Below are 15093 nucleotides of genomic sequence, written 5' to 3' on the forward strand. Positions count from 1 at the left end.
AGCACCCGTACGAGAGGCCGTGCCGATGCCGAACGACGTTCCGATATCGAGCCTGCTGCGTGTCGAGAGGGGCCAGGCCGGCCCCGAGGAACTGGCGGCGATCGCCGTCGTGGTCGCCTGCTACGCGGGCCGCACCGCCCTGGCCCGCGCCGCGGCGCAGTGCGCCGGACAGGAGAGCGGTCACCGATCCGGCCGGCGGCGCGCCGCCCGCTCGGACGCCGGCTGCTGGGCAGGCTGCTGGGCCTGCCGCTGAACCCCGTCCGCCGGCCGGGCGCAGGGCCGGCGGACAGGGAAGCGAAGTGGTCACCTCCGCCGCAGCACCGTCGTGAGGACCTCGAGCAGCGCCGAAGCGGGATCCGCGACGGCCCCCTCCGAGCGCCATGCCACGAACCCGTCCGGGCGTACGAGCACCGCGCCGTCGGGGCTCATCCCGTGCACCTCGGCCCAGTCGGCGCCGGTCTCCTGGAGCAGGTCGGCATCCGGCCCCGAACCGATCGTGTAGGCGTCCAGCCGGACGGCCGAAAGCTCCCCGGCCACCCGTTCGGCCGCATCCCGCCACGGCGTCCCCGCGCCGCTGAGCAGGACGAACGAGCGCTCGTACAGGTCCAGGGAGGAGATCCGCTCGCCGGCCCTGAGCAGCCACATGTGCGGGGCCCGGGTACCGGTGTCACCCATCAGGCGCAACGCCTCGGGGATGACCGGCCGCCGCGGATCACCGCCCACGACCGCGCCGTCCGGGTAGCAGTAGCCCATCGCCGTGGGCAGGATCCCGCTGCCCGGCCCGCCGCCCATGGTGGGCGGGGGCGCGTACCCCGGGTGGCTGTGCTCCGCCGAACGGGCCGACGCGCGCTCGCTGGTGGCCCTGGCCACCGGCAGCCGCTCGGCCTCGTAGCTGTCCAGCAGGCCGATGCCCGCCGAGCCGTCGAGCACCGCGGCGATCTTCCAGGCCAGGTTGTGCGCGTCCTGGATGCCGGTGTTGGAGCCGAAGGCCCCGGTCGGGGACATCTCGTGGGCCGCGTCCCCGGCCAGGAACACCCTGCCGACCGAGTACCGCGTCGCCACCCGTTCGGCGGCGTGCCAGGGCGCCTTGCCGCCGATCTCCACGTCCAGGTCGGGCACGCCGATGGCGTTGCGGATCTGCTCCACGCACCGCTGGTCGGTGAAGTCCTCGAGGGTCTCGCCCCGGTCCGGGTGCCAGGGCGCGTGGAAGACCCACTGCGTGGCGTTGTCCACCGGCAGCAGCGCCCCGTCCGCTCCCGGCCGCATCAGGTAGCAGACGATGAAGCGCAGGTCGCCCAGCACCTCGATGAGCCGCTCCGAGCGGAAGGTGACGCTGACGTTGTGGAACAGCTCGCCGTTACCCGTCTGGGGGATGGCCAGCTGTTCCCGTACGGGGCTGCGCGGGCCGTCGGCGGCGATCACGAAATCGGCCCGGACGGTGGTGTGCTCGCCCGTCTCGCGGTTCTTCACCAGGGCGGTCACCCCCGTCTCGTCCTGGTCGAAGCTCATCAGCTCGGTGGAGAAGCGGATGTCGGCCCCCTGTGCGCGGCTCTGCGCCGCCAGCACCGGTTCGATGTTGTTCTGGCTGCACAGACACCAGCCGGTCGGGCTGAACTTGCGCAGCGCCCCCGACGGGTCGACCGATTTGATCAGCCAGTTGTGGTCGCCGCCGGTCAGCGAACGGGCCTGCAGAATGCCCTGAATCCCCTCCAGTGCGGACGCCGCCCGGCGGATCGCGCGCTCCGCCCCTGCGGTGCGGAAGAGCTCCATCGTCCGGGCGTTGATGCCACGGCCGCGCGGGTGCGGGGAGGTGCCGGAGTGCTTCTCGACCAGAAGGTGCCTCACTCCGTGGCGGCTCAGGAAAAGCGAGGTGGACAGGCCCACGAGGGAGCCGCCCACGACGAGAACCGGTACGCGAACATCGGCGTTGTCTTCCATCAGCTGCGGGCTCCTGTTTTCTGTGTGGGGGAGTGGACTCTTTATGCCCCCGATCGTCGATTAGGCCCGGTTGATTCGCCGGTTGTCACCCGCTTGATCCGGACATGTAGCGGTACGTCCCCACCCGGATGACGATGAGCGACAGCGGCTCCCCCTGAGATGCGCCGGCCCGCCGTTCCCGACCGAGACGGCCGCCGCCCGGGCGGACGCCACCGGTGACGGACGAGGGGTCCGTACGCGATGGATCTCCACCCCCTCATGAAGGAGTGAGTAGATGACAACCACCCTGTCCGAACGGGTGTCGCAGTCAGCCTTCGACGGCTCCATGCTCCGGGTCGTCCTGCTGATGGACCTCCACGAGGGGGCCCAACAGCGGTTCTTCGAGGCATACGAACAGCTCCGCCACGACATCGCGTCGGTCCCGGGCCACATCAGCGATCAGCTGTGCCAGTCCTTCGAGAACCCCGCCCAGTGGCTCATCACCAGCGAGTGGGAGAGCGCGCCGCAGTACCTCGCATGGGTCAACAGCGAGCACCACGCCGAACAGGTCAAACCGCTCGGTGCCTGTGCCCGCGTCATGCGGCCGCTCAAGTTCACCGTCCTGCGCGAGACCGGACGCAGCTACGACCAGGCGGCCCGGCCCGCCCGCGTCCGGCTGCAGCCCGTGCCCCGGCTCGGCTCCGGCATCGTCCGCCACGCCCTGACCTTCACCGTCAAACCCGGCAGTGAGAAGGAGGTCGCGGCCATCCTCTCGAGTTACGCCTCCCCGGCCGCCCGGGTCGACGAGCACACCCGGCTGTGCCGGACCTCGCTCTTCATGCACGGCAACCGGGTGGTGCGGACCGTGGAGGTCCAGGGCGACCTGATGGCCGCCCTGCGGCACGTGTCCGAGCAGCCGGAGGTGCGGGCCGTCGAAGAGGCCATCAACCCGTACCTGGAGAAGGACCGGAACCTGAACGACCCGGAGTCCGCCCGCATGTTCTTCATGAGGGCCGCGCTCCCCGCCGTGCACCACGTCGCCGCCGGGGAACCGGGCTCCGAGGACGTCACGCGCCACGCGCTCTTCTACCCGGCCAAGCCCGGCTGCGGCGAGGCGCTGGCCCGCTTCCTCTCCCGCCAGGACGAGGCCGCCGCACACCGCCCCGACAGCCCCGTTCGGAGCAGCAGCATCTTCCAGCGTGACGACATCGTGGTCCGCCTGGTTGACGTCCGCGGCCCGCTCGATGCCGAGCCCGACAGCATCCTGGGGGTGCGCGGCCCGCGCAAGGCGGCCGTACTGGACCGGCTGACGGCCGCGCCCGCCGAGCGGACCCGCGCCGCCCGCCACACGATGAACCTGATCACCGACCGCCGGGCCCCCGCGCAGTCCTGATCCCCCGGACCCCCCACCCCCCAGCCCGTCCAGGCTTCCCACACGCCAGGAGGAACCCGCTATGACCAGACAGCGTCCACGCATCGTCGACCTCAGCGAGACGCCGCCCAACCGCCGGCGCGGCGGCGACCTGAGGGCCGTGCTCACCCCGACCTCGGTGGGTTCCACCAGCGGCTTCATGGGCCTGGCTGTCATGGCCCCCGGAGAGTCCATCGCCGAGCACTACCACCCGTACTCCGAGGAGTTCGTGTACGTGGTCGCCGGCCGGCTGGAGGTCGACCTCGACGGCGAGGCCCACCCGCTGCGCACCGACCAGGGCCTGCTCGTGCCGCTCAACGTGCGCCACCGGTTCCGCAACGTCGGGGACACCGAGGCCCGCATGGTCTTCCACCTGGGGCCGCTCGCCCCGCGCCCCGAACTGGGCCACGTGGACACCGAGGCGGCCCCGAACCCGGAGGGCACCGCCTGGGAGCAGCCCCCGGACCGCACGGGAGCGGTCTCGTGACCGGCCGCCGGGTGGCGGTCACCGGGGTCGGCGTCGTCGCGCCCGGCGGGATCGGCGTCTCGGCCTTCTGGGACCTGCTCGCCAACGGCCGTACGGCGACCCGCGGCATCACCCTGTTCGACCCGGCCGGCTTCCGCTCCCGGATAGCCGCCGAGGTCGACTTCGACCCCGCCGCGCACGGCCTCGGCGAGGGGGAGGCCGCCCGGGCGGACCGGTACATCCAGTTCGCCCTCGTCGCAGCCCGCGAAGCCCTGCTCGACTCGGGCCTCGACCTCACCACCGACGAGGCCTGGCGCACCGGCGTCTCCCTGGGCACCGCCGTCGGCGGAACCACCCGTCTGGAGCACGACTACGTCGCCGTGAGCCAGTCGGGCGCCTGGTGGGACGTGGACCACAAGTTCGCCGGACCCCATCTGCACCGGGCCTTCACCCCCGCCACCCTCGCCTCCGCCGTCGCGGAGCAGACGGGTGCGCGCGGCCCGGTGCAGACCGTGTCCACCGGCTGCACCTCCGGACTCGACGCCATCGGGTACGCCGTGCACTCCATCACCGAGGGCCGGATGGACGTGTGCATCGCCGGGGCCTCGGACTCGCCCATATCGCCGATCACGGTGGCCTGCTTCGACGCCATCAAGGCGACCTCGCCGAACAACGACGACCCGGCCCACGCCTCCCGGCCATTCGACGCCGACCGGGACGGGTTCGTCCTCGGCGAGGGCGGCGCCGTCCTCGTCCTCGAAGAGCTGGAACACGCCCGCGCCCGCGGTGCGCACGTCTACTGCGAGATCGGCGGCTACGCCACCTTCGGCAACGCCCACCACATGACCGGGCTGACCGCCGAGGGCCTGGAGATGGCGCGGGCCATCCAGACCGCCCTGGACCAGGCCGGGATCGACGCGAGGGACATCGACTACGTCAACGCGCACGGATCCGGCACCAAGCAGAACGACCGCCACGAGACGGCGGCGGTCAAGCGGGTCCTGGGCGAGCACGCCTACAAGACGCCGATGACCTCCATCAAGTCCATGGTCGGTCACTCCCTCGGCGCCATCGGGGCGATCGAACTGGCGGCCTGTGTGCTCGCCATGACCCACCAGGTGGTACCGCCCACGGCGAACTACGAGACGCCGGACCCCGAGTGCGACCTGGACTACGTACCCCGCACCGCCCGCGAGAGCACCCTGCGCAGCGTGCTCTCGGTCGGCAGCGGTTTCGGCGGATTCCAGTCCGCCGTGGTCATGACCCGGCCCAAGGAGGAGGTCTCGTGACCCGCCGTACGGTCATCACGGGCATCGGGGTCGTCGCGCCGAACGGCATCGGCGCCGACGACTTCTGGAAGGCCACCCACTCCGGCCTCTGCGTGCTGGACCGCGTCACCCGGGCGGGCTGCGAGCACCTCCCGCTGCGCGTGGCCGGCGAGGTGCGGGGCTTCGACCCCGGCACGATGGTCGAGGAGCGCTTCCTCGTCCAGACCGACCGGTTCACCCACCACGCCCTCGCCGCGGCCGACCTGGCCCTGGCGGACGGCCGGCTCGGCCGGGCCGACTACGAGGCCGACCCCTTCTCGGTCGGGGTGGTCACGGCCGCCGGGTCCGGCGGCGGCGAGTTCGGCCAGCGCGAGCTGCAGCGGCTCTGGGACCAGGGCCCCCGCTACGTCGGCCCGTACCAGTCGATCGCCTGGTTCTACGCCGCGAGCACCGGCCAGATCTCCATCCGGCGCGGCCTCAAGGGCCCGTGCGGGGTCGTCGCCAGCGACGAGGCGGGCGGGCTGGACGCCTTCGCGCACGCCGTGCGGGCCATCCGCCAGGGAAGCCGGGCGATGCTCGTCGGGGCGACCGAGGCGCCCCTCGCGCCGTACTCCATCGTCTGCCAGCTGGAGTACGAGGGGCTGAGCACCAGCGAGGACCCCGAGCGCGCCTACCGGCCCTTCACCGCCAAGGCCTGCGGGTACGTCCCCGCGGAGGGCGGCGCGATGTTCCTCGTCGAGGACGAGGCCACGGCCCTCGGCCGGGGCGCCACGGTCCGCGCCGTGCTGGCCGGCCACGCCGCCACCTTCAGCGGCACCCGGCGGCCGGACGAGGAGGGCGAAGGCCTCGCCCACGCGATCCGGGGCGCGCTCCGGGAAGCCGGCTGCGCCCCGGAGGAGGTCGACGTGGTCTTCGCCGACGCGCTCGGGACGCCGGAGGCCGACGCGGCCGAGGCGGCGGCGATCGCGGCCGCCCTCGGCGGCCACGGGCGCGCGGTGCCGGTCACGGCGCCGAAGACCGGTACGGGCCGGGCGTACTGCGCGGCGCCCGTCCTCGACACCGCGGCCGCGGTCCTGGCCCTGGAGCACGGGATCGTCCCGCCGACCCCGAACGTCTTCGACGTGTGCCACGACCTGGACGTGGTCACGGGCAGTGCCCGCTCCGCGGACCTGCGCACCGCCCTCGTGCTGAGCCGCGGCCGGATGGGCTCGAACTCCGCGCTCGTCCTGCGCAAGGGTGCGAAGGCCCCGTGACGCAGGCGCAGTCCACCCGGGGCCGGCGTCCGCCACGCGCCGCGCGGCCCCCCGTAGGAAGAGAGAAGCCACCATGTCCGACCGACTGACCCTGGAGGAGCTGGCGGCCTTGATGAAGACCGCCGGCATCACCGTCGACCCCGCCGAGCTGGCGAGCCGTCCGGACTCGGCCTTCGACGATTACGGCCTGGACTCGCTGGGCCTGCTCGGCATCGTCGGCGAGCTGGAGAACCGGCGCGGCCGGGCGCTGCCCACCGACGCCGACCGCTGCAAGACCCCCGGCGAGTTCCTCGACCTCGTCAACAACAGCCTGATGACAGGAGCCTGACATGCCAGGACACACCGAGAACGAGATCACCGTCAACGCGCCCGTGGACGTCGTGTGGGAGATGACCAACGACCTCCCCAACTGGCCGCAGCTGTTCAGCGAGTACGCCTCGCTGGAGATCCTGGAGCAGAAGGGGGCCACCACCCGCTTCCGCCTGACCATGCACCCCGACGAGAACGGCAAGGTGTGGAGCTGGGTCTCGGAGCGGACCGTGGACCGCGACGGCCTCACGGTCCGCGCCCGGCGCGTCGAGACCGGTCCGTTCGCGCACATGGACATCCACTGGCAGTACTTCGCGGTGCCGGGCGGCACCCGGATGAAGTGGACCCAGGACTTCGCGATGAAGCCGGACGCGCCGGTCGACGACGCGTGGATGACCGACAACATCAACCGCAACTCCCCGATCCAGATGGCGCTCATCCGGGACAAGATCGAGCAGCGCGAACGCGACAGCCGTACTCCCGCCGTAAGCCGCCTCTGAAACGAAGGGCGAGTACCCCCGGATGAACCAGACGCACCGCGCTCTCATCGTCGCCCGCATGGCGCCGGGATCGGCTCCCGACATCGCCGACCTGTTCGCCGGCTCGGACGCGGGCGAACTCCCGCACCTGGTCGGCGTCACGCGCCGCAGCCTCTTCCAGTTCGGTGATGTGTACATGCACCTGATCGAGGCGGACCGGCCACCGGGTCCCGCCATCGCCCGGGTCACCGACCACCCGGAGTTCAGGCAGCTCAGCGACAGCCTCACCGCCTACATCAGCCCGCACGACCCCGACACGTGGCGCAGTCCGAAGGACGCGATGGCCCACGAGTTCTACCGCTGGGAAAGGCCCGCCGCGAAGTGATCCGAGCGGCCCGGACGGGACCCGCACACCGGTGTGTGCGGGTCCCGCCGCGTGCGGTGCCCGCGCCTTGGACCGATCTTCGTCGGCCACGGGGCGTGAGCTATGTTTGAGCGAGAGTGACAGAGTCAAGGAGGCCCTTCCGGTGTCATCGGGGCAGCAGGCACGCGCTCAGGCGGCGGCGATCAAGCCGAGCGGGCAGTCATCGGAGGAGTTCCGCCCCCCGGCCGACCGGCTCCTCGCGCTGTTCGACGGCCGCCGGCTCTCCCCGGGCCAGCGCCGGATCGCCCAGTACCTGATCGACCACCTCACCGAGGCGGCCTTCCTGTCGATCACCGAACTCGCCGAGCGGGTCGGCGTCAGCCAGCCCTCCGTGACCCGTTTCGCCTCCTCGCTCGGGTTCAGCGGCTACCCCGCCCTGCGGGACGTGCTCCAGCCCATCGCCCTGAGCGCCGTCGCCGGTTCCCCGGACACCCGCGAGGAGATCCGCCGCAACGAGCTGCAGGCCGCCGTGGACGCCGAGATCGAGAACCTGGAGAACGTGCGCCGGCTGCTCGCGGACACCAACCAGGTGCTGGACATCGGCCGCGAGCTGGCCGGTTCGGTGCCGCTCACCGTGCTCGGGCTGCGGATCTCGGTGTCCCTGGCCGAGTACTTCGCCTACGCGGCCCGGCGCATCCACCCCGACGTGCGCCTGGTGACCCGCGGCGGCAGCGTGGCCTACGACGCGCTGCTGCAGTCCAAGGCGGCCGGCGGGACCTGGGTGCTGGCCTTCGCCATGCCCCGGCACGCCAGGGAGACCCTGGCCGCCGTCCGGGCCGCCCGCAGCACGGGGCTGCGCGTCGTCCTGATCACGGATCCGACCCTCGGGCCGCTGGTGGACGAGGCGGACGTGACCCTGAAGGCCGGGACCGGCTCGCGGCTGGTCTTCGACTCGTACGCGGCCCCCGGCATGCTGTCCGCGGCCCTGCTCCAGGCGATGGCGGACGCGGACCCCGAGCGGACCCAGGCGCGCCTGGAGGACTACGAGCACGTGGCCGACCAGCACGGTTTCTTCCTCTAAGAGCTGGGCAGGGTCGATTTGAGCGGATTTTGACCAGGGGATATTCAACCTTCGAGATGCATGAAATTTTTCATACCCTTGCCTACTCGACGGTATATATGTTTACTGACGGCGGCGCTCCGGATCCACCAGATGCCAAGGAGGAGGACCCCCTCCTGAACGCACGCGCGGCACGACGACCTCCTCACGTCGTGGCGCGCGTCGAGTCCAGGCCTTCGGATCCCGCAGGGCGCCCCTGGCGGCCTCGGTCAACCCCTGGGCCGAGGCCGCCCCAAGCACCGTCTCGATCAGAGTTCGACACCCCTCGGAAGTGACGAGAATGCCCCTGACGGCCACCATCACGCGCAGCCCGGACTGGCCCCTCCAGGTCAAGGCGCCCGGTACCCACGACTGGGAACGCTCGGCCACGCGCTGGCTGCGGGACCTCCTGCCGGCCCGCTACGGCAGCTATCTGACCCTGACCCGGCACCACGCCCTGCTGGCCCGGCACGTCCAGCTCCAGCTCCAGCACGAGATGCGCGCGGTGCGTGTGGCCCTGCAGACCAGCCGGGCCGAGCTGCCCGTACTGGGTCTCGGCGAGGCGGCCATCGAGAACACGATCCGGATGTACGCCGTGGAGCTCGAACAGCTGGGGCGGCTGGCCCGCGGTGCCCGCCTCGTCTCCGACGCCCTCCTCGTGGGCACCCCCGCGCAGCGCAGGCGCTGAAGCCGCCGTCGGGCGGGTGACGGTCCGGTGACTTCCCCGTTTCCCTCCCGCACAGGTGTTCCGCAGCGCGGGCTTCGACTCCTACGGTCGGTGCAGCACAGTTCCGGACCAGGAGGCAGCGTGGAGCGCGAGATCGGCATCGACCAGCTGGTGGCGGCGATGAAGGCGGTCGACGAGGCGGGCCGGCTCTTCGAGGAGTCGCTCGCCGTGTACGAGGCGCGGGGCCCCAAGCGGACCGGTGACGACTTCACGGTGGCGGGCGGATCCGTCCAGACGCTCCAGGGAGCCGAGGAGATGGCCCTGGGGGCCCGCAGGTTCCTGACCGAACTCGCCGTGTTCGCCGGTTTCACGACGGCGGGTCTGGAAGAGCGCCTGGCCGGACGGGCGCACACGCTGCGCGCGGGCTTCCCGGGCGTCGGCGGCGGCGGATCCCGGATGGCCCGGCCCCTGCTGGAGCCGACCCTGAAGGGGCTGCGGCTGCTGTTGGAAACCGACCTCTTCGCGCCCGCCTTCAAGGCGGAGGTGGAGGAGGTGCTGCGGGCCGAGGCGGCGACCTACCCCGCGCCCTCGGCCCTGCGCGTCCCGCGCGCCGCCGCGGCCCGCACCCCCTGAGCGGATCCCCCCGGGGTGCCGTGTCCGGCCGAGGGGGAGAGGGTGGAGGCATGCACCACGCACCGGTCGTCGTCCACCGGATCTTCCCCTCGGGAGGCCGGCAGGTCACGCTGCGGACCGCGGGCGGCGAGGAGTCCCTCGGCGTGGCCCGCTCGGACGAGGACGTCATCGAGTTCCTGCGGCGCGCCGGGATGCCCGATCCCGACGACGTGGTCCTCGGCGGCTCGGAGCTGCTGGAGTGGGATTCCGACGACCCCCACGTGTACGCCGCCGATCCGCCGACCGGGGACCTGCCGTGAACCGGCACGCGGCCGCTCCGCCGAAACCGCTTTCCTGACCACCGGGTACGGAGGTGCGCGGATGTGCCTACACTCCCCTGCAGCCCGCCCGTCCCGTCGGCGCGGCGGGCCCGCAGCGGAAGGGAGCCCTTCGTGGGGGAGCGCCAACGGCGCCTGGAGGAGCACGTCGTGGTCGACGCCGCCCCGGCGGACGTCCACCGGCTGGTGTCCGACCTGAGGAACATGGGCCGGTGGAGCCCGGAGTGCCGCCGGGTCTGGGTACCGCGGCAGCCGGCCCGCCACGGCACGCGGTTCGTCGGATTCAACCGGCGGGGGCCGTTCGTCTGGTTCACGACCGGCCGCGTCACCGCTCTGCGCGCGCCGGAAGTAGCGCGCGGGGAGGGTGAGTTCGCCTTCGACGTCGGCGTCTTCGGCCTGCCCCTCGCCCGTTGGGGCTACCGCTTCGAGCCGGAGGGCGCCGGCACCCGGGTCACCGAGAGCTGGCAGGACCTGCGCGGCGGCCCCGGCGGCCGCCTGGCCGACGCCCTGGGCGCGGTCTTCGCCGGGACGAGCCCGGAGCGCCGCGTCGCGGTCAACCGGGCCGGGATGCGCACCACGCTCGCCCGGCTGGCCGACGCCTGCGGCCGCGGGGCGGGCAGGGCGGATGGGGTCGGCGAGACGGGCGAGGCCGGCAGGGCGGGCGAGGCCGGCGAGCCCCGGCGGGGGTGACGGCGCTCAGGCAGCGCCGCCCTTGGAGGCGGGGCCGAACTGCTCGTCCAGGACGGACAGCCGCCGCCAGTACTCTTCCTCGTCGATCTCGCCGGACGCGAAGCGCCGCCCCAGGATCCCGATCGGCGACTGCTCGCCGTGGGCCGCGCCGCGCGCCTGCCAGGGACCGCGGCGGCCGCGCCCCACGGTGCGCCGCAGCAGGGTCACGGCGCCGACCACGACTCCCGCCCAGATCAGCGGGAGGAACACGATCCACGGGCCCGGCCCGTCGTACGCGAGGGTGGTGAGGGTGTCCATCTCGGTTCGTCTCCTGGGAGGTTCGGACGTTTCGTCTTGCTCCGAGACTCGCTCCGGGAGGGGGCCCGGGTCGTCGTACGGCCGGCGGCACCGTGCGTACCACCGGGGGAGTAGGGGCGGGCGCCTGCCGCGGCCGGAGGCGCGCGCGGGAGGTACCCGGTGTCGCCCCGTGCCGCCCGGTGCCGCCCGGTGTCAGCCGAGCCAGCCCGGCCGCACCAGGCCCGACTCGTAGGCCAGGACCACCAGCTGGGCGCGGTCGCGGGCGCCGAGCTTCACCATGGTCCGGCTGACGTGCGTCTTCGCGGTGAGCGGGCTGACGACCAGGCGGCGGGCGATCTCCTCGTTCGACAGGCCCAGGCCCACCAGCGCCATCACCTCCCGCTCCCGGTCCGTCAGCCGGTCCAGCTCCGCCGGCGCCGCGGGCCGCTTCGAGCGGGCGGCGAACTCCGCGATCAGACGGCGGGTCACGCCCGGGGACAGCAGGGCGTCGCCCGCCACCACCGCCCGGACCGCGCGCAGCAGTTCCTCCGGTTCGGCGTCCTTGACGAGGAAGCCCGAGGCACCCGAGCGGATCGCCTCGAAGACGTACTCGTCGAGCTCGAAGGTGGTGAGCATGACCACCCTCACGGCGGCCAGCGCCGGGTCCCCGCTGATCCGACGGGTGGCGGCGAGCCCGTCCAGCACCGGCATCCGGATGTCCATGAGCACCACGTCGGGGCGCAGCTCCCGCACCCGGCGCACCGCCTCGTCCCCGTCGGCCGCCTCCCCGGCCACCTCGATGTCGGGCTGCGCCGTGAGGAGCGCCCGGAACCCTGCCCGGACGAGGAGCTGGTCGTCGGCGAGCAGTACGCGGATCACGGGTCCTCCCGGGGCGTGACGGCCTTCAGCGGCAGCCTCGCGACCACCCGGAATCCCCCCTCGGGCCGTGGGCCGGCCTCGATCGAGCCGCCCAGGGCGGCCGCCCGCTCGCGCATGCCCACGAGGCCGTTCCCGGTGCCGCCCGCGCCGCCCCCGGTGGCCGGGCCCTCGTCGTCCACGCACAGCTCCAGGGTGCGGGGCTGCCATATGAGGCCGACGCGCGCGGTGCGCGCCCTCGAATGCCGTACGACGTTGGTCAGCGCCTCCTGCAGGATCCGGAAGGCGGCCAGGTCCGCGCCGGGCGGCAGCGCCCGGGCCGTCCCCGCGGCCGACACGTCCACGGCCAGTCCGGCCGCCGCGGCCTGCTCGACGAGCTCGGGGAGGCGGTCGAGGCCGGGAGCCGGGGCCCGGGGCGCCTCGCCGGGGGCCCGCAGGGTGTCCAGGACCTGCCGGACCTCGCCCAGGGCCTCCTTGCTGGCGGCCTTGATGGTGGTCAGGGCCGTGCGCGCCTGCTCGGGGTCGGTGTCGAGCAGGGCCAGCCCGACGCCCGCCTGCACGTTGATCACCGAGATGCTGTGGGCCAGGACGTCGTGCAGCTCCCGGGCGATGCGCAGCCGCTCCTCGTTCACCCGGCGGCGTTCGGCGGCGGCCCGATCGGCCCGCTCGCGGGCCCACTGCTCGCGCCGCAGGCGCACCAGCTCGGCGAGGGCCAGCATGGCGAGGACCCATGCGGTGATGACCAGCTCCTGCCCCCAGGGCGCCGGACCGTCCCCGGCGGGCGGCAGCCACCGGTAGAGCCAGTGGGCGATGAGCAGGTGGCCGGCCCACAGCAGCCCCACGGCGCCCCAGGCGGCTTGGCGGTGCCCGGAGACCACGGCGGCGAAGCAGGCCAGCGCCAGACTGGCGAACACCGGCCCGTACGGATAGCCGGCGCCGATGTACACCAGGGTGACGGCGCTGACCCCGTACGCCACGGCCACCGGGTGGCGGCGCCGGGCCAGCAGCAGTGCCGGACCGAGCAGCAGCAGGAGCCGCGCGAAGGCGTCCAGCCCCACCCGCCCGGTCTGCTCCCGCGCGGCCCAGCCCGAGGCGACCTGTGCGAAGACGGCGAGGAGCAGCACCGCACGCCAGGCCGGGCCCCGCCCGGTCCGCTCCATCCATCGTCGCCACGGAGGACCCGGGCGCTCACGCTGCTCGTCCATACGACCACGCTAGTGCGCACCCCCCGTCACCCGCGTCACCCCGGCGTAGCGTTCGCCGCGTACTCCCCGGGTGGTACGCGGCGTACGCGCAGCACGCGCCGTGCGGCCGGCCCGGGGCGCGGACGCCCGCCCGGACCAGGGCCATTCCCGGCGATCGGGGGCTATCCGGACTATCTGCCTCCGCCCGCCCGGACCGCATCCGGCGGCCGGTGGTGGCGGGGGCCCGATCAGGCTAGGTTGCACGGATGCCGGGGCGTCGGGAGGACCCGCCCCCGGCATCCACAGGTTGCCGCGCTGCCGTAAATTGTCCCACGGCCCGCCGGGCCAGGCCGGACAAGACAGTCGATTTCGGGCAGGAGTGGGCAGGACATGGCGCGACGCGGACGTGCGGAAACCGACCCGGGAGCCGCCGCCGGCGAGCCCGCGGTCCCGGGCTCCGAGATCGCCGCGGCGGCTGACGGCGGACACGCCTCCCCGGGCTGGCTGCGCCTGGGGCGCGACGGGCGGCTGACCGCCTACGCGAGCTGCGCCGAGGGCCTGGTGCGCTGGACCGAGTCGGCGCCCGGCTCCGACCTCTGGCACGGACCCGACCTGTTCCCCGTGGAGGGCTGGACCGGCCGGTTCACGCTCACCCAGGACGCCGGCGGATTCGTCTGGTTCGCGGCCACCCGCCACCGCGACGGGGCGCCGGAAGGCCGCGAATTCGTCATAGCCGCCCAATACCAGACAAGCCGGCCGCTGAGCGACTGGCGGGCCGTGGGCAACCCGTTCCCGCCGGGCGACGCGTCGGCACCCGAGCCGGGCGTCCCCGTCGTCCTCGCCGACGGCGCGGGATCCCTCCACTACTTCGTCACCCGCTTCGGCGTGGGCGTCCGCGGCCGGACCCAGCGCTCCGACGGGGCGTGGACCGCGTGGGCCGACCACGAGCTCAGGTGGGTCCGCGGTGCGGTGGTGCCCACGGCGCACGGCCGGGGACGGGTCGGCTTCCTCGCGCCCTTCCGGGGCGGCGCCGTGCAACTGGGCCAGGAGAAGCCGGGGGAGGGGGCCTTCGCCTGGCTGGGCCGGATGGAGGCGGACGCGGCCGAGGGCACGTACAGCTCCTTCGAGACGAGCCCCGGTGTCGCCACCCACTTCTGGCGCGCCCCGGCGGACGGAACCGTCATCGCCTGCCGGCCGCCGGCGACCGGCGTGGTGACGACGGGCGGGTTCATGTCGCTGGGCGGCGCGGGCGGAGTCGGCCCGGTCGGTGTCCTGCGTACGCCCATCAACGGATACGACTGCACGGTCCTGCTCCAGCGCGGCGCCGAGGGATACCCGGAGATCGCCGCCTATCCCACGGAGGGTGAGCGGTACGGCGCCTGGTGGGCCCCGGTGGGGGACCGGTGCGCGGGGCTTCCGGCCATGGCCCTCGATGCCCGCGGCTCGGTCACGATCGCGATGATCGACACAGAGGGCGGGCTGCGGATCGCCCGGCAGGATCTCGCGGCCGAGGGGCTGGCGTTCGGCCCATGGCGCTGCGTCGGGTGACCTTCATCACCGAGTCATCTTGCCCCGTGGGGTGAATTGCCCATTCCGGTCTTTCTCCCGCCCAACTGCGCAGTTGACGAGCCTGCTGGGCCTGGGAAGTAGTTGCTCATTAACACATGCGAAACATTGCGCGGCCGGGGCGTTTCCGAATACTTGCTCGGCGTCAAACGATTGGCCTAGGCTGCACACGCCCTGTGAGGGTCGCATAAGTGTGCGGCCCGGTACCGGGACCGGACGGGCGAGGCGAGGGGTGGGGCGGCGGTGGTCGGAGTCGGGGGCGGATCCGGCTTCACATCACGGCAAGGAGCCGCACGCCTCAAGAAGAGTGGCAATCGA

The 15093-nt window shown here is 73.2% G+C and carries 18 protein-coding genes; 14 read left to right on the top strand and 4 right to left on the bottom strand.

What is annotated here, in order from left to right; genetic code table 11:
* The first annotated feature begins 25 nt into the window (after positions 1 to 25).
* On the top strand, positions 26 to 253 hold the full coding sequence (locus AB0D66_RS22400; protein ID WP_362306169.1) for an acyl-CoA carboxylase subunit epsilon: 228 nt from the start codon (positions 26 to 28) through the stop codon (positions 251 to 253).
* Positions 254 to 303: 50 nt separating this feature from the next.
* Here AB0D66_RS22400 and AB0D66_RS22405 read toward each other — a convergent pair whose 3' ends face one another.
* On the bottom strand, positions 304 to 1938 hold the full coding sequence (locus AB0D66_RS22405) for an FAD-dependent monooxygenase (protein WP_362306172.1): 1635 nt from the start codon (positions 1936 to 1938) through the stop codon (positions 304 to 306).
* Between the two features lie 274 nt (positions 1939 to 2212).
* On the opposite strand from AB0D66_RS22405, the gene AB0D66_RS22410 reads away from it, so the two are divergent.
* The 12 genes from AB0D66_RS22410 (at position 2213) to AB0D66_RS22465 (ending at position 10873) form a co-directional block, all read left to right on the top strand.
* Entirely contained in the window at positions 2213 to 3310 is a 1098-nt protein-coding gene (locus AB0D66_RS22410) for a SchA/CurD-like domain-containing protein (protein ID WP_362306175.1), read from the top strand.
* Between the two features lie 61 nt (positions 3311 to 3371).
* Positions 3372 to 3815, top strand: coding sequence for a cupin domain-containing protein (locus AB0D66_RS22415; protein ID WP_069918768.1), 444 nt, complete (start codon positions 3372 to 3374; stop codon positions 3813 to 3815).
* On the top strand, positions 3812 to 5083 hold the full coding sequence (locus AB0D66_RS22420) for a beta-ketoacyl-[acyl-carrier-protein] synthase family protein (protein ID WP_362306179.1): 1272 nt from the start codon (positions 3812 to 3814) through the stop codon (positions 5081 to 5083). The genes AB0D66_RS22415 and AB0D66_RS22420 overlap by 4 nt, the downstream gene beginning before the upstream one ends.
* A complete protein-coding gene (locus tag AB0D66_RS22425) occupies positions 5080 to 6315 on the top strand; it encodes a beta-ketoacyl synthase N-terminal-like domain-containing protein (RefSeq protein WP_362306182.1) in 1236 nt (411 codons plus the stop codon). The genes AB0D66_RS22420 and AB0D66_RS22425 overlap by 4 nt, the downstream gene beginning before the upstream one ends.
* 73 nt (positions 6316 to 6388) lie before the next feature.
* Positions 6389 to 6643 (top strand): phosphopantetheine-binding protein, encoded by a 255-nt coding sequence (locus AB0D66_RS22430; RefSeq protein ID WP_362306185.1) that lies wholly within the window; start codon positions 6389 to 6391, stop codon positions 6641 to 6643.
* 1 nt (position 6644) lies between these two features.
* Complete coding sequence (locus AB0D66_RS22435; RefSeq protein ID WP_362306188.1) at positions 6645 to 7124, top strand: SRPBCC family protein; 480 nt, start codon at positions 6645 to 6647, stop codon at positions 7122 to 7124.
* Between the two features lie 22 nt (positions 7125 to 7146).
* Positions 7147 to 7488 carry a TcmI family type II polyketide cyclase gene (locus AB0D66_RS22440; protein ID WP_362306191.1) on the top strand — a complete coding sequence of 114 codons (342 nt, stop codon included), beginning with the start codon at positions 7147 to 7149 and terminating at the stop codon, positions 7486 to 7488.
* Positions 7489 to 7630: 142 nt separating this feature from the next.
* Positions 7631 to 8548 (top strand): MurR/RpiR family transcriptional regulator, encoded by a 918-nt coding sequence (locus tag AB0D66_RS22445; protein ID WP_362306194.1) that lies wholly within the window; start codon positions 7631 to 7633, stop codon positions 8546 to 8548.
* Positions 8549 to 8867: 319 nt separating this feature from the next.
* Positions 8868 to 9254, top strand: coding sequence for a hypothetical protein (locus AB0D66_RS22450; RefSeq protein WP_069918761.1), 387 nt, complete (start codon positions 8868 to 8870; stop codon positions 9252 to 9254).
* Between the two features lie 120 nt (positions 9255 to 9374).
* Positions 9375 to 9866, top strand: a complete 492-nt coding sequence (locus AB0D66_RS22455; RefSeq protein ID WP_362306197.1) for a hypothetical protein — start codon at positions 9375 to 9377, stop codon at positions 9864 to 9866.
* Positions 9867 to 9916: 50 nt separating this feature from the next.
* Positions 9917 to 10165 (top strand): hypothetical protein, encoded by a 249-nt coding sequence (locus tag AB0D66_RS22460; protein WP_361758993.1) that lies wholly within the window; start codon positions 9917 to 9919, stop codon positions 10163 to 10165.
* 132 nt (positions 10166 to 10297) lie between these two features.
* The gene (locus tag AB0D66_RS22465; protein ID WP_362306200.1) at positions 10298 to 10873 is read left to right on the top strand and encodes an SRPBCC family protein; all 576 of its coding nucleotides are present in this window, start codon (positions 10298 to 10300) and stop codon (positions 10871 to 10873) included.
* Positions 10874 to 10879: 6 nt separating this feature from the next.
* Here the strand turns inward: AB0D66_RS22465 and AB0D66_RS22470 are convergent, their stop codons facing one another.
* From AB0D66_RS22470 to AB0D66_RS22480, 3 genes are all read right to left on the bottom strand, one after another.
* A complete protein-coding gene (locus tag AB0D66_RS22470; RefSeq protein ID WP_362306203.1) occupies positions 10880 to 11170 on the bottom strand; it encodes an SHOCT domain-containing protein in 291 nt (96 codons plus the stop codon).
* A gap of 192 nt (positions 11171 to 11362) precedes the next feature.
* Positions 11363 to 12028, bottom strand: coding sequence for a response regulator transcription factor (locus AB0D66_RS22475; RefSeq protein ID WP_362306207.1), 666 nt, complete (start codon positions 12026 to 12028; stop codon positions 11363 to 11365).
* Complete coding sequence (locus tag AB0D66_RS22480) at positions 12025 to 13230, bottom strand: sensor histidine kinase (RefSeq protein ID WP_362306212.1); 1206 nt, start codon at positions 13228 to 13230, stop codon at positions 12025 to 12027. The genes AB0D66_RS22475 and AB0D66_RS22480 overlap by 4 nt, the downstream gene beginning before the upstream one ends.
* A 369-nt stretch (positions 13231 to 13599) precedes the next feature.
* On the opposite strand from AB0D66_RS22480, the gene AB0D66_RS22485 reads away from it, so the two are divergent.
* On the top strand, positions 13600 to 14757 hold the full coding sequence (locus tag AB0D66_RS22485) for a hypothetical protein (RefSeq protein WP_362306215.1): 1158 nt from the start codon (positions 13600 to 13602) through the stop codon (positions 14755 to 14757).
* Positions 14758 to 15093 lie beyond the last annotated feature (336 nt).

Source organism: Streptomyces sp. NPDC048270 (genome assembly GCF_040652335.1).
Lineage (GTDB): Bacteria > Actinomycetota > Actinomycetes > Streptomycetales > Streptomycetaceae > Streptomyces.